Origin of the sequence: Ralstonia sp. PBBBR1 (assembly GCF_002256165.1) — a bacterium.
GTDB classification, from domain to species: Bacteria; Pseudomonadota; Gammaproteobacteria; order Burkholderiales; family Burkholderiaceae; genus Ralstonia; species Ralstonia thomasii.
This window is the reverse complement of sequence record NZ_NKIL01000017.1, coordinates 44,705-68,115: the sequence shown is the minus strand read 5'-3', so window position 1 is coordinate 68,115 and position 23,411 is coordinate 44,705. Positions and strand designations below refer to the sequence as shown.

Annotated in this window: 22 protein-coding genes and 3 pseudogenes; 14 read left to right on the top strand and 11 right to left on the bottom strand. The window is 62.5% G+C overall.

Annotated features, from left to right (window positions below; all coding sequences use genetic code 11):
- Window positions 1-309, bottom strand: a pseudogene (locus CFE42_RS23240) (IS3 family transposase); the annotation flags it as partial.
- 5 nt (window positions 310-314) lie between these two features.
- Window positions 315-629: a DUF1153 domain-containing protein gene (locus tag CFE42_RS23235; RefSeq protein WP_004637757.1), complete on the bottom strand. Its 315-nt coding sequence runs from the start codon at window positions 627-629 to the stop codon at window positions 315-317.
- A 160-nt stretch (window positions 630-789) separates the two neighbouring features.
- Here CFE42_RS23235 and CFE42_RS23230 point away from each other — a divergent pair, with 160 nt between their 5' ends.
- Window positions 790-1,935 (top strand): site-specific integrase, encoded by a 1,146-nt coding sequence (locus tag CFE42_RS23230; RefSeq protein ID WP_193747938.1) that lies wholly within the window; start codon window positions 790-792, stop codon window positions 1,933-1,935.
- Window positions 1,936-1,943: 8 nt separating this feature from the next.
- Complete coding sequence (locus CFE42_RS23225) at window positions 1,944-2,696, top strand: hypothetical protein (RefSeq protein ID WP_004633839.1); 753 nt, start codon at window positions 1,944-1,946, stop codon at window positions 2,694-2,696.
- Between the two features lie 301 nt (window positions 2,697-2,997).
- Here CFE42_RS23225 and CFE42_RS23220 read toward each other — a convergent pair.
- Window positions 2,998-3,669: pseudogene (locus CFE42_RS23220) on the bottom strand (type I restriction-modification system subunit M N-terminal domain-containing protein); the annotation flags it as partial.
- Between the two features lie 212 nt (window positions 3,670-3,881).
- Between CFE42_RS23220 and CFE42_RS23215 the strand changes: the two are divergent.
- Window positions 3,882-4,274: a hypothetical protein gene (locus CFE42_RS23215; RefSeq protein WP_004633835.1), complete on the top strand. Its 393-nt coding sequence runs from the start codon at window positions 3,882-3,884 to the stop codon at window positions 4,272-4,274.
- A gap of 222 nt (window positions 4,275-4,496) precedes the next feature.
- Window positions 4,497-5,105, top strand: a pseudogene (locus tag CFE42_RS23210) (ATP-binding protein); the annotation flags it as partial.
- Window positions 5,106-5,165: 60 nt separating this feature from the next.
- Here CFE42_RS23210 and CFE42_RS23205 read toward each other — a convergent pair.
- Together CFE42_RS23205 and CFE42_RS23200 are read right to left on the bottom strand one after the other, a co-directional pair.
- Complete coding sequence (locus tag CFE42_RS23205; protein WP_004633832.1) at window positions 5,166-5,807, bottom strand: LysE family transporter; 642 nt, start codon at window positions 5,805-5,807, stop codon at window positions 5,166-5,168.
- Window positions 5,808-5,897: 90 nt separating this feature from the next.
- Complete coding sequence (locus tag CFE42_RS23200) at window positions 5,898-6,467, bottom strand: hypothetical protein (protein ID WP_004633831.1); 570 nt, start codon at window positions 6,465-6,467, stop codon at window positions 5,898-5,900.
- 84 nt (window positions 6,468-6,551) lie between these two features.
- Between CFE42_RS23200 and CFE42_RS23195 the strand changes: the two genes are divergently transcribed.
- The 3 genes from CFE42_RS23195 (at window position 6,552) to CFE42_RS23185 (ending at window position 8,606) form a co-directional block, all read left to right on the top strand.
- Window positions 6,552-7,064 (top strand): O-acetyl-ADP-ribose deacetylase, encoded by a 513-nt coding sequence (locus tag CFE42_RS23195; RefSeq protein WP_004633829.1) that lies wholly within the window; start codon window positions 6,552-6,554, stop codon window positions 7,062-7,064.
- A 102-nt stretch (window positions 7,065-7,166) separates the two neighbouring features.
- Entirely contained in the window at window positions 7,167-7,727 is a 561-nt protein-coding gene (locus tag CFE42_RS23190; RefSeq protein ID WP_004633828.1) for a TlpA disulfide reductase family protein, read from the top strand.
- A 141-nt stretch (window positions 7,728-7,868) separates the two neighbouring features.
- On the top strand, window positions 7,869-8,606 hold the full coding sequence (locus CFE42_RS23185) for a DUF2278 family protein (RefSeq protein ID WP_004633826.1): 738 nt from the start codon (window positions 7,869-7,871) through the stop codon (window positions 8,604-8,606).
- Window positions 8,607-8,664: 58 nt separating this feature from the next.
- Here the strand turns inward: CFE42_RS23185 and CFE42_RS23180 are convergent, their stop codons facing one another.
- The 3 genes from CFE42_RS23180 to CFE42_RS23170 all read right to left on the bottom strand — a co-directional run bounded on the left by CFE42_RS23180 (window position 8,665) and on the right by CFE42_RS23170 (window position 13,416).
- On the bottom strand, window positions 8,665-9,981 hold the full coding sequence (locus tag CFE42_RS23180; RefSeq protein ID WP_004633824.1) for a sigma-54 dependent transcriptional regulator: 1,317 nt from the start codon (window positions 9,979-9,981) through the stop codon (window positions 8,665-8,667).
- Between the two features lie 25 nt (window positions 9,982-10,006).
- Window positions 10,007-12,025 (bottom strand): sensor histidine kinase, encoded by a 2,019-nt coding sequence (locus tag CFE42_RS23175; RefSeq protein ID WP_004633822.1) that lies wholly within the window; start codon window positions 12,023-12,025, stop codon window positions 10,007-10,009.
- Window positions 12,026-12,126: 101 nt separating this feature from the next.
- Entirely contained in the window at window positions 12,127-13,416 is a 1,290-nt protein-coding gene (locus CFE42_RS23170) for a dicarboxylate/amino acid:cation symporter (RefSeq protein WP_004633821.1), read from the bottom strand.
- Window positions 13,417-13,867: 451 nt separating this feature from the next.
- On the opposite strand from CFE42_RS23170, the gene CFE42_RS23165 reads away from it, so the two are divergent.
- The 4 genes from CFE42_RS23165 to CFE42_RS23150 all read left to right on the top strand — a co-directional run bounded on the left by CFE42_RS23165 (window position 13,868) and on the right by CFE42_RS23150 (window position 16,495).
- Entirely contained in the window at window positions 13,868-14,197 is a 330-nt protein-coding gene (locus CFE42_RS23165) for a ferredoxin (RefSeq protein ID WP_004633818.1), read from the top strand.
- A gap of 35 nt (window positions 14,198-14,232) precedes the next feature.
- Window positions 14,233-14,880 carry an alpha/beta hydrolase gene (locus CFE42_RS23160; protein WP_004633816.1) on the top strand — a complete coding sequence of 216 codons (648 nt, stop codon included), beginning with the start codon at window positions 14,233-14,235 and terminating at the stop codon, window positions 14,878-14,880.
- A gap of 92 nt (window positions 14,881-14,972) precedes the next feature.
- Window positions 14,973-16,175, top strand: coding sequence for a D-alanyl-D-alanine carboxypeptidase family protein (locus tag CFE42_RS23155; RefSeq protein ID WP_004633814.1), 1,203 nt, complete (start codon window positions 14,973-14,975; stop codon window positions 16,173-16,175).
- A gap of 20 nt (window positions 16,176-16,195) precedes the next feature.
- Window positions 16,196-16,495 carry a YbeD family protein gene (locus CFE42_RS23150; RefSeq protein WP_004633811.1) on the top strand — a complete coding sequence of 100 codons (300 nt, stop codon included), beginning with the start codon at window positions 16,196-16,198 and terminating at the stop codon, window positions 16,493-16,495.
- Window positions 16,496-16,584: 89 nt separating this feature from the next.
- On the opposite strand, the gene CFE42_RS23145 is transcribed toward CFE42_RS23150, so the two are convergent.
- The gene (locus CFE42_RS23145) at window positions 16,585-17,547 is read right to left on the bottom strand and encodes a transcriptional regulator GcvA (RefSeq protein ID WP_004633806.1); all 963 of its coding nucleotides are present in this window, start codon (window positions 17,545-17,547) and stop codon (window positions 16,585-16,587) included.
- Between the two features lie 150 nt (window positions 17,548-17,697).
- Between CFE42_RS23145 and CFE42_RS23140 the strand changes: the two genes are divergently transcribed.
- The 3 genes from CFE42_RS23140 to lipA all read left to right on the top strand — a co-directional run bounded on the left by CFE42_RS23140 (window position 17,698) and on the right by lipA (window position 19,951).
- A complete protein-coding gene (locus tag CFE42_RS23140) occupies window positions 17,698-18,057 on the top strand; it encodes a DUF2917 domain-containing protein (protein ID WP_004633805.1) in 360 nt (119 codons plus the stop codon).
- Between the two features lie 160 nt (window positions 18,058-18,217).
- Window positions 18,218-18,907, top strand: a complete 690-nt coding sequence (gene lipB, locus CFE42_RS23135) for a lipoyl(octanoyl) transferase LipB (protein ID WP_004633803.1) — start codon at window positions 18,218-18,220, stop codon at window positions 18,905-18,907.
- Window positions 18,908-18,949: 42 nt separating this feature from the next.
- Window positions 18,950-19,951, top strand: coding sequence for a lipoyl synthase (gene lipA, locus CFE42_RS23130; RefSeq protein WP_004633801.1), 1,002 nt, complete (start codon window positions 18,950-18,952; stop codon window positions 19,949-19,951).
- 76 nt (window positions 19,952-20,027) lie between these two features.
- Here the strand turns inward: lipA and CFE42_RS23125 are convergent, their stop codons facing one another.
- Together CFE42_RS23125 and CFE42_RS23120 are read right to left on the bottom strand one after the other, a co-directional pair.
- A complete protein-coding gene (locus CFE42_RS23125; protein ID WP_004633798.1) occupies window positions 20,028-20,318 on the bottom strand; it encodes a hypothetical protein in 291 nt (96 codons plus the stop codon).
- Between the two features lie 493 nt (window positions 20,319-20,811).
- Window positions 20,812-22,914, bottom strand: coding sequence for a phosphocholine-specific phospholipase C (locus CFE42_RS23120; protein WP_004633794.1), 2,103 nt, complete (start codon window positions 22,912-22,914; stop codon window positions 20,812-20,814).
- Between the last annotated feature and the right edge of the window lie 497 nt (window positions 22,915-23,411).

The following is a 23,411-nucleotide window of genomic DNA, read 5'->3' as shown; positions in this document are numbered from 1 at the left end:
AGCCACTGACGGCATCGCTTGAATGCGCGGCCGGAAGCCGACGGGACGTTTGCGAACCTGCCAACCCATGAGCTGGAAGATGCGCTGCACGGTGTTCTTATTGAACCCCAGCAGATACGCGACGGTACGGTAACCGAACGACGGCGACTCTTCGATCATCGCCTTGATCGGCTCCGCGAAGCGGGCCTGGACCTTCGGCTCTGCCTTGACTGGCCGGTAATACACGCTGCGACGCGGTACGTTAAACCACCGGCACAGCTTCGAGATCGAGACGGTAATGCCGTCAGCCTGCAGTCCCTGGCGGATCATCTCGATCACTTGTCGTCCTCGCCCAGCAGGGACTGCAATTTTTTTCTTGCGCGCAACTCCAGCATGGCTTCGCCGTACGCTTCCTGCAGGTCCTTGATCTGCCGCTCGTACTGATCTTTCAGGTCCAGCGGGTTGGCCCGCAGCGCATTCTCCATGCCGCGCTTGCCGTCATCCACCCAACCCTCGACCTCGGAGGGCGACAGGTCATAGGCGCGGCTGGCCTCTGCCACTGTCGTCTTGCCCTGAATGATGTCCAGCACCAACGCGCTCTTGCGCTTGGCCGTCCACCGCTTGATGTCTTCTTCCATCTTCGTGCTCATCGTCTTTTCTTCCATTGTGACGTGAGCAGGTTTTCACTGGGTCATTACAGATTCGCGCCCCGGCTACCACCGACTGGGCAACGCATATCTCATTGACCGTGGCTTGGGTCTATGGGGACCAGAATTTCGCGGTGCGAGTTCAGAAGGTCGCATTCCCACCGTGAAGACGATGAATAACTATGCCCAATGGTTGGCCAACTTCCTCGAGTGGGCCGAACTGCGCGGCATAGACATCTTCAGTTGCGACTACGCGACCCATGTCGCAGGTCGATATCAGAAAGAGATGTTGGAAGGGCTTTGGTCACGAACTGGCCAAGGCTTGTCCGCGACAACTGTCAACGTGCGTGTTCAGCAGGCATGCGACTTTCTGACTTGGTTGACCGACAAAGGAAATCGCCCATCGTTCGAAGTTCCTTACGACATAAAAACAGTTAAGGTAGGCTCCGCCGTCAGCTCGATTGGCCATCTCGACAAGATTGTTCGCGTACGAAAAGGTAAGGTGCGCCCGACAAAGGCCTCCTTGCGTATGCCAGCCGACGATGAAGTGCGTCAGTGGCTCGCACGCGTAAATAAAAGATTCGGAGCTACACAACTATTGATGTGCGAGACGGTATTGCTCACCGCCATGCGGCGAGAGGAGGTCGTTAGTCTACGTCTCGACACTTTGCCAGAGAGGCGGGAGGACTGGCATATTGCCAATCCCTTGGCACCCGCTGAGCAGCAACAAGTCCGCGTCAATCTGCGCTATGGAACGAAAGGCCCAAGTTACGGCACCGACCACGGCGACAAGATTGGGCCCTCACGTGACATTTTGATTCCGCTCACTTTGGCACTGCGGTGGCATGAGTACCGCCGTACCGCTCGGAACCAAGCCTTTGCAAAGTGGGTGAAAGACGCCAAAGGCACAGCTCGGCTAGCGCGCGCCAAGCAGTCGGTTCACCTATTCCTGCGCGAATCAGATGGAGCTCGCTTTAAGGGAACGGAGCTTTATAGCGCGTGGACGGGGGTTACACCCCCAATCGATGGATGGTCACCTCACCAAGGTCGCCACTGGTGGGCTTGCTCGATTCTATGGCGAGAGCTCAAGAAGCACCAAGGCATTGCCTCGCTTAGCCACGAGACTGCCACAGCCTTGCTGGAGAGCACGGCGCTCAGCATCATCCGACTCCAAATACAGCCTCAGTTGGGTCATGCGCAAGACTCGACCACGATGATTTATCTGCGTTGGGTGATGGACATGCTCGCCGTGCCGCTATCGTTCGACGGTGAAGCGGAGCCTGAAGATGATACCGAAGGAGAGGAATAAGAAATAAAATGAGCATTCGCGCTAATAAAAATACAAAAAACCAGCTTCCCCAACGTGGCGAACCATCTTTGGTACTGGTGGAGACTCCATCGACCCCGCCCGACACCGAAGATTTGCTGCGCTTCCACACGTCCCACCCTAAGAAGCCCTGCTTCGTAGACCTTACCGTCTTTAGAGATGGCAAACCGAACAGCGCCAGAAGTGGAGGCTTCCGTGGCCGCCCCCAACTGATTGAGGAGCTCGCTCCAGCAATCCGAGACCAGTTTTCTCCATTGGCCGAAAAATCGGTCGAGCAATACCTAGTTGCACTGCGCTCATGGTGGCGAATTCTCGATGCCGTCGAGAAAATGGGTTCTTCAATGCCTGTCGTGACTTCCGTCGCGCAACTTTCCGACATACATAGACAGTGCGCTTTCGACGCAGGCATGGACCGTTTGGTTTTTAGCAACTTTATGAGAATTGCCAATACCACTCGGTTGGGACTGAGTCTCAATCAACTTCACTGGAAAACACCCGAGCCCAAAGAATCCAGTCGCCATCTTCCACCAAAGTGGCAAACCGACCTTGTTCGTCACACGCTGAAGCATCGCTGGTTCGCCACGCTGAACCGCTGGGCGTTGGCCGACGAGCTACGTCATCGTGGTGCGCCTTTGATTGAGCAAGAAGCTTCATCCATTTATCCCGCAGGTCTGGGAAGCGCTGCACATGCGTACGCACCTGTGCAGCCCAGTGTGCTGCGGTCAGGGACTCGTCGTCAGTGATGGCCTGTTCATAGGCGGAAAGCGAGTCGCGAATGGACCCATCAACATCCTCTCGCAAGAATGCTTCTTCAAGACGGTGCGTACAGCTACTCTGGCATTTGGATGGTTCAGGTCGGCCTTTGCTCTTGTTGCACGGCCCAGCCTCTCCAGGGAGCCGCGCCGCGCTTATCTCTGAGCGTATGATGAGACCAGCCTTCAGAGGCTGTCTTCTCCCATAGTTCAGCCGCTTTTTCGGCAATCACAAGAAGGTTGGGACCGAGGTCTTGCATTAACCACAGACTCTTGCGTCCCATCTCGGCTATTCACCGGCCACTGACAGCATGCCCCCCGTCCCGGCCGTTGGGTCGTAGATTGTGCGTACTACGGCGTTGCCGGGCGCGAGCACATCGTCATCCTCGATAAAGATGAGGTTCACCATCAGCCGGATAACTTCGCGTGGGGTGAAGTGCTCCCCGGCAGTCTCATTGGAAATTTCCGCGAACCTCCGAATCAGCTCCTCAAAGACAAGGCCCATTCGAGCGTTGTCTACGGCAGCGGGGTGCAGGTCGATGTTGGCGAACTTCTCGGTGACTAGATAGAGCAGGTTGGCTTTGGCGAGTCGCTCAATCTGCGTGTAGAAATCAAAGCGTTCGAAAATATCGCGCGCAGCCGGCGAGAACGCCTGGATGTAGGCGTACAAGTTCTGCCGGATATGGTCTTGGTCGCCAAGAAGCTTGACGAGGTCGAGCGGTGAGGTGTTGTAGAACTTAGCGTTGCCGACCCGTCGCAACAGGAAGGGCTCTGGGTTGATACCCGCTTTGGTCTTGGCCTCAAAGTCCGCTAGCACGGCTGCCTTGGTAGATTCCAGCACGCAGTCCAACCGTCGCAGGACGGTGAACGGCAGGATGACGCGACCATACTCGGATTGCTTGTAGTCGCCTCGCAGTAGGTCGGCGACAGACCAGATGAAGGACGATAGCGCTTGGTGGTTCATTTGTTGGCCTGTACCGGCTCGTTTTGTTAGGCGGCCGAACGCCTGGGGAATGGCCGTCGTTGGTGCTATTACGGTGTCGGTCGATATCGGACCTGATTTTACCCACTAGCGGCGGATTGAGGCCTTGTAGCAAGACTTGGCCAATGCGCAGCGGCGTCTAAAGTTCCGGGTGTAGGTTGCCGATTCTCTGAGCTTTACTGAGAGGAACCCAAATGAGTGTGAGCATTAGCAGCGAAGTCGGAGAAGTTCTCATCGAGTGCGGCACACATATCGCTCGGTGGGCGAAGACCAGCGAGAACGGCGGTTACGCGAAATCACCTGACGCTGCCAGAGCTCGAGAGAATGCTTGGCGTGTGCTGGCGCATCTAATTATCTATGCCGAGCACATCAAAGAGGCCGACCTGTACTGGAAGCTTGGACAGCAAGCTATCGAAGAGGGAAAGCCCAAAGCAGAGCAGCAGCGCGTGATGACCATTGCTGGGGCAGAGCTTCGCGAGGGCAGGCAGGCCAAGGAAGCGCTTGAGAAGCTGCTGCAAGAGTGCTTGGCGGAGGAAGCTGGCTTCGAGGCTAATGCTGCTGAAGGGAAAGTCAGCGAAGAAGGCTAAATTTCTTTCGGGGCAGACCCTATACAGCCCGTGAGGGCTCATTCGGCTGCCCCGAGTAGCCGCCCTGCGCCAACGCTAGTTCCAGCGGAGGGAGAGCCCCACTAGCCACAACTTCACCCCCACGTGACCTCATGGAGTTGTAGCTATACTTTGTACCATAGCCGTAACTTTGAGCCCCGTAGCAAAAAGGAATTGGGAGACTCGGCTAGTGTTGCGCAAAACATAATCTACGACGAGCTTCCCGAGTTCGAGCGCCGTGTGCTCGAAGTCCTGCGTGAGCCATTGGAAACCGGCCACATCACCATCTCACGCGCAGCGCATCAGACAGACTTCCCTGCCAGCTTCCAGCTGATTGCCGCAATGAACCCGTGTCCGTGCGGCTATCGCGGGCATCCGCTGCGGGCGTGCCGCTGCACACCGGATCAGGTGGAGCGATACCAGGCGCGCATTTCGGGGCCACTGCTTGATCGCATCGATGTGCAGATAGAGGTCCCGACGCCCTCGCAGGAGGAGTTGCTCGACGGGCCGCCTGGTGAACCGACGCGCAACGTGGCCGAGCGTGTCTCTGCCGCGCACGCGCGACAGCTCGCACGACAAGGCAAACGCAACGCCTTGCTGGGCGGCCATGAAATCGATCTGCATTGCAGCCGCACCGATGCGGCGGATGGCTTGCTGCGCCACGCGATGACGCGCTTCTCGTGGTCCGCCCGCGCCTATGCACGCGTGCTCAAGCTCGCCCGCACGATTGCCGATCTGGCAGGCGACGAGCAGATCGACGCGGCGCATGTGGGCGAGGCCATTCAGTATCGGCGCGGGGTGAAGGCGGATTAGCGCGCATCCCCACGCTGTGCCCTCAACGACTTGGCGGGCAGCCCTGCGGCGGTGTGAAGCTCACGCAGTCTGGCGCTTCACGAAGAACAGCGCTGCGCCGATGCTCATCAGCATGCCGCCAAAGAAGCGGCTCTGCCAACGCAGTGCGCGCGGATTGCGGAACAGGCGCTGCGCGCGCGAGGCCAGCAGCGCATAGCCGTGCATGACGATCAGGTCGACGAACACCATCGTCGCCGCCAGGATGCCGAGTTGCGAAAGCAGCGGCTTGGCCGGATCGATGAACTGCGGCAGCACGGCCACCATGAACAGGATGCCCTTCGGGTTCGTCAGATTGGTCAGCAATCCAACCAGGAACCGACGGCGCGCACCGCTGCCCGAGACCTTCAGGGGCTCGCCCTCAGTGGGCTTGGCGATCTGGATGGGCGTGCGCCATTGCACGATACCCAGGTAGATCAGGTACATCGCACCAATGATCTTGATGGCCGTAAAGGCGTGCTCCGACGCGATCAGCAGCGCGCCCAGCCCGGCACCCGCTATGAACAGGATCACGACAATGCCCAGCTCCAGCCCGGCAATCGTGACCGACGTGCGGCGCACGCCATGCGTCAGGCCGTGGCTCATGCACAGGATGGCGCCCGACCCGGGCGAGATGGCGATCACCCAGGCAGCCAAAAAGAAGGCCAGCCAGACTTGCAACGTCATGATGGTTCCCCGTGATGCGTTGTGTTGCTGTAAAGCGCAAAACGATAATTGTGCACCGGCTGCGGCCAGTTCGCCCAGGTCTGTGCGGGCCTAGTACGGATGGAAGCTAGCAAGGAACTGGTCGACCTGCTCCTGCTGGCGCGCGTCGCGAGCGGCATCGCCCGATTCCAGCACGACGGCTTGGTAGGCGTGCTTTCCCGTGGCGACCACGCGGGCGGTCAGCCGGCGCGGCGCGGGATCGTCTCCGCCGGCACCGAGCGCAATCAACTCTAACGCTGGCAATGACAGAGGCGGCTGCGCGGCGGTCTGCACGGCGATGTCGCGCTCGGTCACGTGGCCCTTCAAGTTGGCGGACAGGCCGTTGCGCAGCGCCTCCACGGCGCGCTGGCGCCAGACCGGATCATCCGCGGGCAGTTCCACCACGCCGATGGCGAACAGCGTGCCGTCGACGCTGGCGGCCTGCATCGTCATCGGCATGCGTTGGCCGTTGATGGCGATGGGGCGGGCTTCTGCGGTGGGCTTGGCGGGGTAGTCCACGGCGTAGGCGCCCTCGTTGGAATGCACCGTGCGCCAGTCGTACTTTGGCGAACAGGCCACCAGCAGGGCACAGGCCAACGCACCCAACCCGATCCGCCAACCTGCCGTTACTTTGACTGCCACATCGCCTCCTGTCGGTTTCCGGCCGGTTTCTGAGCCGCCTATTATCCGACACAGACGTCCGCTCTCCCTGTCAAGGACCGCGCCATGCCAATCTCTGTCACCGTCCGTGCCCTGCGTGCCGACATCACCACGCTCGACTGTGATGCCATCGTCAATGCGGCGAACAGCTCGCTGCTCGGCGGGGGCGGCGTGGATGGCGCCATCCACCGCGCGGCGGGGCCAGAACTGCTGGAGGCGTGCCGCGCACTCCATGGCTGCCGCACCGGTGAAGCGAAACTCACGCCGGGTTTTCGCCTGCCTGCCCGCTACGTCATCCACACCGTCGGGCCGATCTGGCACGGTGGCCGGCAGGACGAGGCGGCGTTGCTGGCCGCGTGCTATCGCAACAGCCTGGAACTGGCGCGCAAGCACGAAGTGCGCAGCATCGCGTTTCCGTGCATCAGCACCGGTGTGTATGGCTTCCCGCCGCAGTTGGCTGCACCGATTGCCGTACGTGCCGCGCGCGAGCATGGCGCCGGCTTGGACGCAATCACCTTTTGCTGCTTTTCCGCCACTGACCTCGCTCTGTACGAAGCCGCCCTCGCCAGCGATAAGTGACGCACGCATCGCGCCATGGACGGATTGTCGCGGCGGACATGCGGCGCCGGCGCGTCGGGCCTACAATAGATGCCTGATTTTTCTTCCTGACCCGTTGCCGACATGGCCTCGACCCTGACTTCCTCCGCAGCCCCAGCAACTGCCACCGCCACGTCCGGCGGCCGCCGCTGGCTGCTGCCCGTGATCATGCTGGTGCTGGCTGTGGGCGGCTGGTTCGGCTGGCGTGCGTTCTCGCCGTCGCAGCAGGTCCCTGCTGCCACGTTCACGCTGCTGGATGGGCAAAAGCTTTCGACGCAAGACCTGAAGGGAAAGGTCTATCTCGTCAACTTCTGGGCCACGAGTTGCGCCACCTGCATCAAGGAAATGCCCAACATGATCCAGACGTACAACAAGTACAAAGGCGAAGGCCTGGAATACGTGGCCGTGGCGATGAGCTACGACGCGCCGATGTATGTGATGAACTTCAGCCAGACGCGACAGTTGCCCTTCAAGGTCGCCATGGACGCGGACGGCTCCGCCGCCAAGGCGTTCGGCGACGTGCAGCTCACGCCGACCACGTTCCTGGTTGACCGCGAAGGCCGCATCCTCAAGCGCTATGTGGGCGAACCGGAATGGTCGTCGTTCGATGCTCTGCTCAAGCAGGCGCTGGACAAGCAGGCTTAAGCGGTCCGCGCCCCCGATTCAAGCGAAACGCCCGGTCGATGCCGGGCGTTTTTGTTTTCGGGCGATACACAGGTTCCACACTAGGTTCACGCGAGCCTGTTGCAATGACGGTCCGTCAATGCCTGGTTCGATGGAGTGCGCATGGTCAATCACTACCGCATGTTCAAGGGCAAGCTGAAATTCGGCGTGCCCTACCTGGAGGGCTACAACGGCAATCCGCATTACGCCATCGTGCTGGAAGCGCCGGATGGCGCGGACTTTGTGGTGCTCGCCAATGTGAAATCCGACTCGAGCATGCCAGGTGCGGGTGCTGCCGGCTATCACGTGCTGTATCAGTGGACAACGGATCTGCAGTTGCCGATCACCGCCGACCTGACTGCGCTCGCCCCCGGGCTGCACGCAGGCGGCTTCCCACGCCTGGACTACCTGCGCGACGCCGGGCTCGTGGACTTCCCGAACATGCGGCCGGTCGCGCTGGACACCGAAACCGAACACAACGACATCAACGCGCTCGTTGACGACATGCTCAACCTCGACCGCACCGCCACGCCGATCGACTACGTCTACCACGGCAGTTCCGGCGACGACGACCGTAAAGGCTGGCCGCCGCGCACCGACGTCACGGTCTACGGCTTCGGTTTCTTGTTCGAGCCGCAGCACAACGGACTGCACGAGACGCACATGAACCAAGGCAACCCGGTCGTGCATACACCGGGTGTGAAGGACCATTCGCGCGAAAACGGCACGCAGCAGGACGGTGCTGTCATCGTGGAAATCGACGGCAAATTTCAGGCGCTGCTGATCGCGTTTCAGACGCAGCGGATTCCGACGGATGACCGTGGATATCCGGTGGCGGATGCGCATCCGATCCCGAGTTGAGCGCGAAAAGACAACGCCCGGCTTGTGCCGGGCGTTGTCGCGTGCGGGGCGTGCCAAGTCAAAGGCCGTACCGCTTGATCTTGTCATACAGCGTCGCACGGCCGACCTGCAGAATGTCCGCCGCCTGGTGGACCGAGCCGCCCGTGCGCGCCAGTGTTTCGGCAATCACCGTGCGCTCGTAGCGCTCGACGCGCTCCTTGAGCGGCATGCCGTCTTCCGAAGCATCCGGCACGACCGGCATGCGGCCGACGCCAAGCACAAGACGGTCGGCCGCATTACGCAGCTCGCGCACGTTGCCGGGCCAGTTCGATTGCATCAGCTCGTGGCGCTGACGCTCGGCCAGCATCGGCAGCGGACGCTGATAGCGCACAGCGGCTTCGAGCAGGAAATGTTCGAACAGCGGGATGATGTCTTCGCGGCGTTCGCGCAGCGGTGGCAGGTCGATGACGACGACATTCAGGCGGTAGTACAGATCGCGCCGGAAACCGCCCGCCTCGATCAGCGCTTCCATATCGCCCTTGGCGGCCGCAACGATGCGCACGTCGATGCGCACCGAAGCATTCGAGCCCAGCCGCTCCAGCGCGCCCTCCTGCAACACGCGCAGCAGCTTGACCTGCAGCGCGATCGGCATGCTCTCGATTTCGTCGAGGAACAGCGTGCCGCCCGATGCGTGCTCAAGCTTGCCGATGCGCCGCTTGCCCGCACCGGTGAAGGCACCGGCCTCGTAGCCGAACATCTCGCTCTCGAAAATCTGTTCAGGCACGGCGCCGCAGTTCAGCGCGATGAACGGCTTGTCGTGACGCGGCGAGAGCATGTGCAGACTGCGCGCGACGAGTTCCTTGCCCGTGCCGGTCTCGCCGTTGATGAGCACCGGCGCATCGGTGGTCGCGACGTTCTCGATCAGCGCGCGTACGGCGGCCATCGCTGGTGAGCGCCCGATGATGCGCGTGCCAGCCGCCGGGCCGGCCAGTTCACGACGCAGTGCGCGGTTTTCCAACTCCAGCGCGCGGCGTTCGACGGCGCGACGCACCGTCTCGGTCAGGCGTTCGGCGGGAAACGGCTTCTCGATGAAGTCGAACGCGCCTTCGCGCATGGCCTGCACGGCCATCGTGATGTCGCCATGGCCGGTGACAAGCACCACGGGAATGCCCGTGCCAAACGACTGGCAGTGCGTGAGCACGTCCAGGCCGCTCGCGCCCGGCAGGCGCAGGTCGCTCACGACCACGCCGGGAAAGTTCGCGTCGATCTTGCCGACGGCTTCTTCGGCGCTGCCGAACGCCTGCACATTGAAGCCGGCCAGTTCCAGGCTCTGCGCGGTGGCCTGGCGCACAGGCGGGTCGTCTTCGATGAAGAGAACGTTCAAGCCTTCGGACATGGTTCGTATCTGTGTGGAAAACGGATCAGGTGGTTGCCGCGGAGGTGACGTCGGCGCGTACCAATGTCAGCGTAAATTGGGCCCCGCCGCCCGGCATGTTGGCCGCCGACAGCGAGCCGCCAAAGTCGCGCGCGATGCTGGTGGAAATCGCCAGGCCAAGGCCGAGCCCCTGGCCGATCTCCTTGGTGGTGAAGAACGGCTCGAACAGGTGCGGCATGGCGTCGGGCGGAATGCCAGGGCCGTTGTCGCGCACGGCGATGGTCAGTTGATTCGATTGCGCCTGCGCTCCCTCGGTGGGGCCGATGGTGATGTCGATGCGGCCGGCGCGTACCGGTTCATTGGCGTTGATCGCATCGAGCGCGTTGCCAATCAGATTGATCAGCACTTGCTCCAGCTTCAGTTCATCTGCGCGAACGACGGCCTCTGTCTCGGGGATGCGCCAGTGCAGTTCGACCAACACGTCGCCCAGGCGAGGGCGCAGCAGCGCGAGCGTGTGATCCAGCGCCACGCGCACCTGCACATCCACCACCTTGCGCCGTGAGCGTCCCGCAAACAACTTGAGCTGTGCGGTGATCTTGCCCATGCGCTCGGTCAGGTCGGCAATTGCCTGCAGGTTATCGGTGGCAGCGCCGTGCTGGCCGCGTTCGAGCAGGATACGGGTGTTGTCGGAGAACGTGCGCAGCGCAGCCAGCGGCTGGTTCAGTTCGTGCGTGATGCCGGCGGCCATCTGGCCCAGCGCGGCAAGCTTGCTGGCCTGCACGAGTTCATCCTGCGTGGCGCGCAGTTCGGCCTCGGCACGCGTGCGGTCGACGATCTCGTGCTGCAGTTGTTCATTGGTGGCCATCAGGTCGGCCGTGCGGTCTTCGACACGGCGTTCGAGCTGGTCATACGCGGCTTCCAGCAGGCGGCGGCTACGCAGCATCTCCATCATGCGCAGGCGCCGCTGTCGCCAGTAGAAGAGCAGCAGGCACGCGAACGCGAAGGCAAACGCCGCCGCCACGGTGGCGCTGCGCGCAGCACTCATCACGGGCTCCACCGGCGTGAGATACATCAGCGTCCAGTCCGGCTCGACCAGTTCACGCGAAACCTGCAGATAGCGCGTGGCGTTCGTGCGCTCGCCAACGCGAATCAGTTCTGCGCCTTCGGGCAATCGCCCGGTCAATCGCAGGAAGGCCGGCGCCTCGGGCTGCAGCGGCAGCGGCGTGATCTGCTTGCGGTAATACTGGCGCGTCGCCTCCAACTGCGCCTGCAGTTTGGACGTGAGCGGCTCCACCGTGCGGTACTGCCACGCGGGTACGGACGACAGGAAAATCACGCCGTTCTCGTCGGCCACCATCACCGGTTCCGACGCGTCGTGGCTGGCGCGGCCGAACCATTCGAGGTTGAGTTTGACCACCGTCACGCCGATCACGCGGCCATCCTGCATGACCGGCTGGGAGATGTAATAGCCGGGCTCTTCACGCGTAATGCCAATACCGTAGAAGCGCCCGACGTGGCCTTCCGCTGCCTGCTGGAAATACGGCCGGAACAGATATTCGGCGCCGACGAAGCTGTCGGGCTGGTTGTAGTTGGATGCTGCCAGCGCCTTGCCGCTGGGGGCGATCACGTAGGTGGCAGTGGCGTGCGCGCGATCGTTGACTTCGCGCAGATAGCGGTTCGCGCGGTCGACGTTGGCAGGTGTCGGATTGGCGAGCAGATCGTGGATGAACGGATGCAGCGCCACCAGGGCCGGCAGGTATTCGTAGCGATCGAGCGTGCTCTTGAGGTTGGCGGCATAGCGGTCGACCCGCCCTCCGGCGGCCTGCTGGGCCTGCGTGAGGCCCCGGTTCCACGCCACCACAAAGGTGGTCGCGCACACCACGGCCATCACCACCACGAGCCCGAGCGCCACCAGCCACCAGAAGCCGCGTCGCGAGCCGGAGGCGCTGGTGAAGGAGAAATCGGGATCGGACATCGGCTGGAGGTCGGCGGCAGAGAGTGTTGCCGTGCCTTCCAACGCCGTGCCCGCAGTCGGCATGTCGCCGAGGTGCTTCACGAGGTGCATCCCAAAAAAGACGCGGGGCCGTCTGGAAGGACAGGCCCCGCAATCATACGCTTTGCGCTTTCAGGCGCCGGCGCCCGCAGGCGCCGGCTAGAACCGATCGATCAAACTGCCGGGGTGGCCGGCACGCCCTCGTCGCTGCGGTCGCCCGACAGCACGCGAGCCAGTTTGGCGCGATCCAATTCACGCTCCCAGGCCGAGATCACCACGCAGGCCACGCCGTTGCCGGTGATGTTGGTCAGGGCACGGCATTCGCTCATGAAGCGGTCGATACCGAGAATCAGCACCATGCCCGCCACCGGAATATCCGGCACCACGGCCAGCGTTGCGGCCAGCGTGATGAAGCCCGCACCGGTGATGCCCGATGCGCCCTTCGACGTCAGCATGGCAACAGCCAGGATGGTCAGCTGCTGCGTCCAGGTCAGCTCGATGTTCAGTGCTTGCGAGATGAAGATCACCGCCATCGTCATGTAGATGTTGGTGCCGTCCAGATTGAACGAGTAACCGGTCGGAACCACCAGGCCCACCACCGACTTCGAGCAGCCCAGCTTCTCCATCTTTTCCATCAGGTGCGGCAGCGCCGATTCCGACGAGCTGGTGCCGAGCACGATTAGCAGTTCTTCCTTGATGTACGCAACGAAGCGGAAGATGTTGAAGCCGACCACCCGCGCGATGATGCCCAGCACCACCACGACAAAGATGATCGCCGTGAAGTAGAACGTGCCGACCAGCTTGAGCAGCGGCACCAGCGAGATCACGCCGTATTTGCCGATGGTGAAAGCCATGGCGCCAAAGGCACCGATCGGGGCCACACGCGTGATGACGTGCACGATACGGAAGAACACGTGCGAGATCTGGTCGATGAAGTCCGTCACCATCTGCGCGCGCTCGCCCATGGCAGAAAGTGCACCCCCAAACAGCAGCGCGATCAGCAGGATCTGCAGGATGTCGCCCTTGGCGAAGGCATCCACCACCGTGCTCGGGATGATGTTGAGCAGGAAGTCGACCGTGCTGGCCGAGTGCGCCTTGGCGGCGTACTGCGCCACAGCCTTGGCATCGATGGTGTTGACGTCGACGTTAAAGCCCGCGCCGGGGTTGAAGATGTGGCCCGCCGCGAGACCGATGATCAGCGCGAAGGTCGAGACGACCTCGAAGTAGAGCAACGCCTTGCCGCCCACGCGGCCCACCTTCTTCATGTCGCGCATGCCGGCAATGCCGGAGACGACAGTACAGAAGATGATCGGGCCGATCACCATCTTGATCAGTTGGATGAAGCCATCGCCCAGCGGCTTCATCTTGACGGCGAGTTCGGGCGAGTAATGGCCCAGCAGAACGCCGATGACGATGGCCGCCAGCACCTGTACGTACAGGATTTTGTAGAACGGTTTTTTCATGTCTTCCTCGAGTGTCACAGACCGGCCGTGCGCTCAGCTGCTCGCCCGGTCCGACCCGCCCTGGTGTGGTCTCTCTCCTGCCTCGATACGCTGATGTGTCCGGCATCTCCCGCAGCAGGTCGCTCTTAATTGCAAGGGCTATGCCAACCTCAATTTCAGACACTGACGGCCCGCCAGCCCTTGTACCAGCTTGGTGTGACTACGATGGCACCCGCCCCAACCGTCGTCAATCCCGGAATCCGCGCACAGCGGGTGTCCGGACATCCGGATAACGTGTTGCAACGCAGCATCGCGCGGTTGCCTCGCGCCCGCCTGCTGGGGGAGAGGAGACATCGGGGCCGTATAATGCCGGCTCGTTACGCAAATCCACATGTGTGCGCGACGCCAGGAAGCTATTCACGTCCTGCCGTGCGCGCTGTCACGCAGCCCTCCCAGCCTTCTCGGTCCGCCCATGAGCAGCCACTATCAGCACCACGTTTTCTTCTGCCTGAACGAACGCGAGGACGGCTCGCGCTGCTGCGCCGACTTTGGCGCCAAGGCGATGCAGGAATACGCCAAGAAGCGCTGCAAGGAACTCGGCATCAACGGCGAAGGCCGCGTGCGCATCAACAAGGCGGGCTGCCTGGACCGCTGCGAACTCGGTCCGGTCATGGTGGTCTACCCCGAGGCCGTCTGGTACACCTTTGTCGACAAGGAAGACATCGACGAGATCATCCAGAGCCATCTGATCGAAGGCAAACCGGTCGAACGGCTGATGGTCGACCGCCCTGCCAGCGCGTGAGCCCGCGCTTTACTGCATCTGCTTTCCCCTTCTCCATGAACGTTCATACCGAAGAACGCCTAATTCCCGGCCCGGTCGGACAGATCGACCTGTCGATCGACCGGCCAGACACCGCGCCGCGCGGCTTGGCCCTCATCGGCCATCCTCATCCGCTGTTCGGCGGCACCAAGGACAACAAAGTCGCGCAGACGCTGGCACGCACCTTCGTCGGCCTCGGCTATGTGACGGTGCGCCTGAACTTCCGCGGCGTAGGCAAGACCGAGGGCACGCATGACAACGGCATCGGCGAGCAGGACGACATGCTGGCCGTGCTCGACTGGATGCGTACACAGACCGAATGGTCCGCCGATGTGGCCACACTGCCGCTGGCACTGGGCGGCTTCTCCTTCGGCAGCTTTGTCGTGTCTCAGGTGGCACGCCGCCTGGCCGAGGCCGGCACGCCTGCCGAACGCCTGGCGCTGGTCGGCACCGCCACCTCGCGCTGGGATGTCGCCCCGGTGCCGGCCGACACCATCATCATCCACGGCGAACAGGATGACACCGTGCCGCTGATCGACGTGCTCAACTGGGCGCGGCCGCAGGAGCTGCCCGTGATCGTCATCCCGGGCGCCGATCATTTCTTCCACCGCAAGCTGCATCTGATCCGGCAGCTCATTACAGGCGCCTGGGCGCCAAAACCGTAACACCCACCCGTTGATTTTCCGGACGCCGCGCCTCCCCCCCTTTTTTCTGGCAGGCGGCGCCATTGAATTCCAAGCAGACCGCAGGACCCGACATGCAGACCCGCTTCGCCCATTTCACGCCCTTCGCCTTCCATTCCGCCGCCGCAACCGCCGTGGCGGCCGCCGTGCTGGTCACTGCGCTACCCGCTATGGCGCAGCCGGTGCCCGCACCGCAGGTCGCGGCCCGCTCATGGATGCTGACCGACGTGACCAGCGGCCAGGTGCTCGGCGGCACCAACATGGACGAACGCATCGAGCCCGCCTCGCTCACCAAGCTGATGACGGCCTATCTGGTCTTCGAAGCCGTGCGCGACGGCAAGCTCAAGTACGACCAGATGATCACGCCCACCGAGACCGTGCGCTCCGTCAAGACCGACGAATCGCGCATGTTCCTGGAAGCCGGCAAACCGGCCTCGGTGCGGGAGATGACGCAAGGCCTGATCATCCAGTCTGGCAACGATGCAGCCCTCGTGCTGGCAGAGGCCGTAGGCGGCACCGAGACGAACTTCGTGATGCTGATGAACCGCGAAGCCGAGCGTCTGGGCATGAAGAACACGCATTTCGCGAACGCCGCGGGCCTGCCTGATCCGAACCACTACTCCACGGCACGTGATCTTTCGATCCTGACCGCGGCGCTGATCAAGGATTTCCCGCAGGACTACAAGTTCTACTCGCAGAAGGAATTCACCTATAACAACATCAAGCAGTCCAACCGCAACCGCCTGCTGTGGCTCGACCCGACCGTCGACGGCGGCAAGACGGGCCACACCAAGTCGGCCGGCTACTGCCTCGTCACCTCTGCCAACCGTCCGCTGCCGGACGTGCCCGGCGCGAACCGTCGCTTGCTGTCGGTCATCATCGGCACCAAGAGCGACGCTATCCGCACACAGGAGAGCCTGAAAGTTCTGAACTACGGCTATCAGTTCTTCGATACCGTACGCCTGTACAAGGCCAAGGAAGCGCTGCAGACGCCCGACGTGTACAAGGGCCAGGCCAAGAGCGTGAAGCTGGGCGTGCCGGAGGACAAGTGGATCACCGTGCCCAAGGGCGCAGGTGCGCGCCTGAAGCCTGTGCTCGAGCGCAAGGACCCGCTGATCGCCCCGATCGCACAAGGCCAGCAGCTGGGCACTGTGAAGGTGATGGACGGTTCGACCGTGGTGTCGGAATTCCCGGTGGTGGCGCTCGAAGCGGTGCCGGAAGCCGGCTTCGTCGGCCGCACGATCGACGCGGTCAAGCTGTGGTTTAAAAAGAAGTAGTCGTCCCCACTTACTTCGACATGACCTCCTCTCACACGCCCCCGCCGGGCCATATTCCGCCCGAACAGTCGCTCATCGAGTACCCGAGCGATTTCCCCATCAAGGTGATGGGGCCGATGCATGACGACTTTGCCGCGACCATTGTCGAGGTCGTCCGCCTGCACGATCCGGAGTTCCACGAAGGGCGCCTGGAAAAGCGTCCGTCCTCCAGTGGCAACTACCTGGGCCTGACGGTGATCGTGCGTGCGACGAGCCGCGAACAGCTCGACGCGCTTTACCAGGCGCTGACGAGCCATCCGATGGTAAAAATCGTGCTGTAACGCACCTCCGCAGCACTCAGCAGAACGCAAAACGCCCCGGTCATGCCGGGGCGTTTTGCTTTGTCGAGGATTTTTTCCGATGCCCGGGCTCAGCCCTTGGACACGTGCCCCAGGCACACCGCGTTGTCGTTCATCAGCCCCGCCAGCTTGAGCTTGAACGCCGCAATCTCCGGCAGCAGCCACGTGCGGAACGCCTGCATCTTGGGCGTCTGCAGCGCGCTGTGTGGACAGACGAAGTAGTAGTTCCACGGACAGGGGATCGTCGTCTCGAACAGGCGCACCACGCGGCCGGCCAGCAATTCGTTGAACGCCAGCGTCGGGCGGATCAGCGCAATGCCCTGCCCCGCTGCCGCGGCCTGCAACAGCAATGACGAATCCTGGAACATCAGCCCCCCGCGCGGCTCCACAAACCCCTCAAGGCCGGCCGCATCGAACCACGGTTTCCATGCCTCGCCCTCGCTGCGCAGCAGGGTCATGCTTGCCATCTCGGCCAGCGTGCGCGGCAGGCGTCCGCCGTTGAACGACGGGCTGCAGATCGGGAAGAACACATCGTCGAGCAGCTTTTCCACGTACAGGCCCGGATAGTTGCCCGAACCCATGCGCAGCGCCACGTCCACCTCTTCGCGCGCAAAATCGACCAGCGCGGGGCTGGAGAACAGTTCCACTTCCAACTCGGGATGGCGCTCGATGAAGGTGCCGATATGCGGCGTCAGCCAGCGCGCCGCAAACGACGGCATCGTGCTGATGGCCAGGCGGTTGTCGCGGTTACCGGCGCGCAGTTGGTGCGTAGCCTGGGCGATCTGGTCGAGCGCCTCGCGCACGCGATCGGCATAGGCGCGGCCCGCGTGCGTGAGCATGACGCGCTTGCCCCGCCGCTCGAACAACGGCACGCCCAGCTCGTCTTCCAGAGTGCGCATCTGATGGCTGACGGCGCCGTGCGTAACGAACAGCTCCGTCGCTGCACGCGAAAAACTCTCATAGCGGGCTGCCGCCTCGAACACCCTCAGCGCGCCAAGTGACGGCAAGCGCATCGGTTCGCGGATTTCGGTCATCTTTCCCTCCCGATTTTCGTAGCGCCGGGTGATTTTTATGTGAGCTGCACTATCAAGAAACGCAATATATATCGTTTGGTACTAGGCAACCAAGCGCCTAGACTTCCTTCAACGGCAAGGCCCCATCCCGATGCCGTGAAGGAGCCGATCATGAAAGCTGTACTAACAAAAATTGTATTCACTCTGCAGCCCGGCGAAGTGGTGGCATTGCGCATGCCGGCCAACCAGAATCTGCGCGTCGAAGAAGCCTGCGGTCGCGACGTATGGGTCACGCACGAGAACAAAGCCGGCGACGAATGGCTGCGCGCGGGCGGCAGCGTTGCCGTGAAGCGCGGCGAAGAAATCGTCGTCTCGGTAGACCCGAAAGCCCTTGGCCCAGTGGCATTGGCAGTAGAAGCCACCGACGGCCATATGCCGCGCAAGCCGTGGCACGTCACGAACGGCTGGCGCCACACGCTCGCGGCGCTCGGCTGGAACGAGCACGCCGACACGCCCATCGTGGCGGCCTGAGCGCGAAATCTGTTTCAAGCCTCCTTTTGCGGCATCTGCCGCAAAAGCCGATGCCGGCGCCGATGCCTCCCATCGCGCCGGCATTTTTTTGCCCGACCCTGCGACCGAAGCGGGCAAAGGCGCACGGCGACATCGACGGCCCTGCGCTACACTCGCGGACATGATTCCGATTGACATCGTCGAACGCGGCCTGCAGGACTACGCCGCTTGCTTCGACGAAATGCAGACATTTACCGCGCGGCGCGGGCCCGATACTCCTGACACGATCTGGCTGGTCGAACACCCGCCGGTGTTCACGCTCGGCCTGGCCGGTGATCCCGCGCATCTGTTGGCCCCCGGCAACATTCCGCTGGTGAAAGTCGACCGTGGCGGTCAGATCACTTATCACGGCCCCGGCCAAGTTGTCGCTTACCTTTTGCTGGATTTGCGCCGACGCGGGCTGTTCGTGAAGGCGCTGGTCGATGCCATCGAGGCGGCCGTCATCCAGACGCTCGCCACGTATAATGTCGCCTCCGAACGCAAGGCTGGCGCCCCCGGCATCTACCTGTCGAGCGGGCCGCATGCCGGCGCCAAGATCGCCGCGCTGGGGCTGAAGATCCGCAACGGCTGCAGCTACCACGGCGTGAGCCTGAACCTGGCGATGGACCTGTCGCCCTTCACGCAGATCAACCCGTGTGGCTATGCCGGCCTGGAAACCGTCGATATGGTGACCGCCGGCGCCCGTGATGCGTCCGGACGCGCCGTCGATGCGAACGACTGGCAAACCGTTTCCCGCGACCTGGCCAATGCGCTGGTCGCTCAATTGCAGCAACGCGCGCAAGCGCACCCCGCCGAGGCCGCTACCGCATAGCGCCCGGATATGCACGAGCCGCAAGCCCGTGCGGAGAACACGATGACCGATTCCGCCGCCGGCGCCACTGAAGTCGCCACCCCTGCCACCCCGTCGAACAAACCGTACGACGCGACGGCCAAGCAGAAGTCGCTCGACAAAACCGCACGCATCCCCATCAAGATCGTGCCGGCCGAGAAGCTCAAGAAGCCGGATTGGATTCGCGTGCGCGCCGCCACCGGCAACTCGCGCTTCTACGAAATCAAAGACATCCTGCGCGCCAACAACCTCGTGACGGTGTGCGAAGAGGCCAGTTGCCCGAATATCGGCGAGTGTTTCGGCAAGGGCACGGCCACGTTCATGATCATGGGCGACAAGTGCACGCGCCGCTGCCCCTTCTGCGATGTCGGGCACGGCCGCCCGGACCCGCTCGACGTGAACGAGCCGGAAAACCTGGCCAAGACGATCGCTGAACTCAAGCTCAACTACGTCGTCATCACCAGCGTCGACCGCGACGACCTGCGTGACGGCGGCGCCCAGCATTACGTCGATTGCATCTCGCGCACGCGCGCCCTGTCGCCGGCCACGCGCATCGAAGTGCTGGTGCCGGACTTCCGCGGCCGCTTGGAGAAGGCGCTGGACATCCTGCAGGAATGCCCGCCCGACGTGATGAACCACAACCTCGAAACGGTGCCGCGCCTGTACAAGCAGGCGCGCCCGGGTGCGGATTACGCGCACTCGCTGAAACTGCTGAAGGACTTCAAGGCCCGCAACCCGAACGTGCCGACCAAGTCCGGCCTGATGGTCGGCCTGGGCGAGACGGATGAGGAAATCCTGGAAGTCATGCGCGACATGCGCGAGCACGACATCGACATGCTGACCATCGGCCAGTATCTGGCGCCGTCGGGCCACCATCTGCCGGTGCTGCGCTATGTGCACCCGGACACCTTCAAGATGTTCGAAGAGAAGGCGTACGAGATGGGCTTCACGCACGCGGCCGTGGGCGCCATGGTGCGCAGTTCGTACCACGCGGATCAGCAGGCACACGAAGCCGGAGTGGTCTGATTACCGCCGGAACGCTGCAGAAACAAAAAGGGCCTTGGGGTAGAACCCAAGGCCCTTTTGCTTTGGTACGGCTCGATCAGGCTTGCGAAGCGGCGGCCTTCGGATACGAGGCATCGCCGTTCCACGACAGATAGCCGTAGGTATCAGCTTGACGGTCCGCACCCTGGGTATAGACGTCGTACTTGGCGGCAGCACCCTGCGTGTAGGGGTCAGCCTTGGCAACGGCGCCTTGCGTGTACGGATCGGCGCTGCTTTGGACCGCTGCAGCTGCCGGCTGGGCCGATAGCAGAGCGGCGGAAGCGGACACTGTGGCCACCAGGGCCACCAGGGTGTGACGGGAGAAAGCGATTGCGAGGCGGGTGTTCATGATGGGCTCCTGATCTGTCTGGATATTCGGTTGCGCTCAGTTCGTTGCGCTTGTGATCAGAATAGATCGTTGCCCTTGATGGATAAATACAAGATTGAAGAAAATACTGTTCTCCATAAATCAACAATCGTTTGGCACACTTGCCGGGAAGAAGAGGCACTTGAGCCGAGATGGTGTCGGAGAGCGCGGAAAACCTGGAGGTCATCCGCGGCGGTGTCCCTCCTGAGGCCACGGAGACGCCACCGAGTTCGGCCGTCAACGTATGGCCGATACCGGCCTGCTTGACCCCGAACCGAGGGAGACCACGCAATGACGCACTATTGGGGCTATCCGTTTGCCGATGTCTTGGCGATCGTGGTGATCGTCGGGCTGAGCGCGCTGGCGCTGTATCAGGCACGCACGTACACGAAGCAACTCTGACGCTGAGCGTCGCAAGAAAAAAAAGTGGCCCGCTGGCAAATCAAGCCAGCGGGCCGTTTTGCTTGGGTCTCGCTTATACGCTCAGCGCTGGATCGGACGCGCTGACGCGGCCGGTTTCAACGTGGCCGGCAAGGCGACGCGCGAAACCGGCATCGGTGCTGGCCGTGACGGTCAGGTCGTACCAGGCGTGGTGGCTGCGCAAGTCGAGGTACACCGACGCATCGTCACCGCCGCGCACTTCGCGTTGCACACTTTCGCCCGTGTAAGCGCTCTTGATGGTGAAGACGGTCGGCGCACGGCCGTGATTGATGAGGCGCAGTTGCAGGTTGCCGTTGGCCACGTCGTAGCCTTCCTTCACTTCCAGCGCGTGACCGTGCGGACTCAGCAGGCCCGACAGCGTGAGCTTGCCGACAAAGCGGCGCAGGAAGCCGTTCGGGCCGTGCACCGTGAAGTCGTAGGCACCGCCTGCGTTCACGGCCAGCTTGTCCGACAGCCGCTTGCCTGCCTCGACCGTGTAGGTGCGCGGCGCATCCGTGCTGCCGGCGGTGTAGACGAGGAAGGCAGCCCCCACGTCCCCGGTGTTCACGAATTCAAGCTGGAACTTGCCGGCGGCTTCGTCCTGGCGCCCGCGCACGAACAGTTCGTACGGCAGCGCACGCGACGCTCGCACGCCCGCTTCCTGCTTCGGCACGGCCTGCACCAGCGGGGGCAGCGGCACGTAGCTGGCGTGGCGCAGCTTGTCCTTCGGCACGTAGGCCGCGGTGCTAGGCAATGCAGGCACCACCTCGTTGGGCGTGGCGAAGTTGAACGCCGACGTCAGATCACCGCAAACGGCGCGACGCCACTTCGAGATGTTCGGCGAGCGCACGTTGTGCGTGCGCTTGAAGCGCTGCTCGATGAAACGAATGATCGACGTGTGGTCGAACGTTTCGGAGCACACGTAGCCGCCCTTTGACCACGGCGATACCACGAGCATCGGCACGCGCTGGCCCAGGCCGTAGCTGCCGGCGCCGTACGTGCTGTTGCCCGGAAAGTACTCGCCCGTGGTGTCGACCGTCGACAGGCCATTGCTGCCCGATGAGGCAAACGGCGGGACGAGGTGGTCGAAGAAACCGTCGTTCTCGTCGTAGGTAACGAACACCGCGGTCTTGCTCCACACCTCGGGGTTGGAAGTCAGGATCTGCAGGACTTGGTCGATGTACCACGCGCCGTAGTTGGCCGGCCAGTTCGGATGCTCGGAGAACGCTTCCGGCGCGGCAATCCACGACACCTGCGGCAGCGTGCCGTTCTGCACGTCGCGCTTGAGGATGTCGAAGTAGCCGTCGCCGGCCGCTGCGTTGGTGCCGGTGCGCGCCTTGTCGTACAGCGGATTGCCGGGCTGCGCGTTCTGATATTGCTTGAAGTACAGCAGCGAGTTGTCGCCGTAGTTGCCGATGTAGGCGTCGCTCGTCCAGCCCCATGAGCCTGCGGCGTCCAGGCCCGTACCGATGTCCTGGTAGATCTTCCACGAGATGCCGGCGGCTTCGAGCACTTCGGGATACGTCGACCAGCCGTAGCCGGCTTCTGCGTTGTCGATCACGGGGCCGCCGCCGACGTTGTCGTTACCGACATAGCCGGTCCACATGTAGTAGCGGTTCGGGTCGGTCGACGTGGGCGTGGCGCAGTGATAGGCGTCGCAGATGGTGAAGGCGTCGGCCAGCGCATAGTGGAACGGAATGTCCTGACGCGTCAGGTACGCCATCGTCGTGGTGCCCTTGTGTGGGACCCAGCCATCGTAACGCCCGCCGTTGACGGCAAGGTGCGTGTCATTCCAGCCGTGCGGCAGGTCTTGCAGGAACTGCAGGCCGAGATCAGGCGCGCTCGGGCGGAACGGCAGCACTTCGCCCACGCCACCGGCTACCGGCTGATGCCAGACGCTCTTGCCTGTCGGCAGCGTGACGGTACGCGTATCGCCATACCCGCGCACGCCACGGAGCGTGCCGAAGTAATGATCGAACGAGCGGTTTTCCTGCATGAGGATCACGATGTGCTGCACATCTTCGATATTGCGGTGCGCGTTGTGGGCGGGAATCGCTAGCGCCTGGCGAATGCCTTCGGGCACCGCGCCCATGGCTGCCGATGCAGCAGCCAGTTGGGCAGCGGAACGGAGAAAACCACGGCGACTGTTGGAGGTCATGTTCTCGTCCTGATGTCTGTGTATTTGGGAGGTTGGGGGGGGACAACACGGGGCAACGCCTGACTGAGCGCGAGCAACGAAGTCAGTCGACGGTATGGATCACAGGAGGCGCCAGGCCGTCTCGCGAAGCAACCGATTGAGGCGGCGACGCAGGCAACGCGGGGGCGCCCGCAGACACCACGAGCAATCGACGGGTAGCGTGGGCCTTTCGGGTCGCAGACACGGATGACCTCCTGATGACATCAGCGAGCCGGACCGAGCAGCGCGCGCCGTCAACTCACCACGCGCTAAGGTAGAAAGGATTCATGTCGGTTGCGTGAAGACGGCACGCGCCGGTGCTGTCACCCGATCGCCTTAAGTTGATGGAATAATTTTGCAAGTGGGAATCATTCTCATCTAAACTGCAGCACACCAAATGATGCCTTCATGCAGCCGACCAGGCTGCCTGCACTGCGCACATATCTAGAAGAGAACAAGCCTCCAGTGCAGCTTCGTCA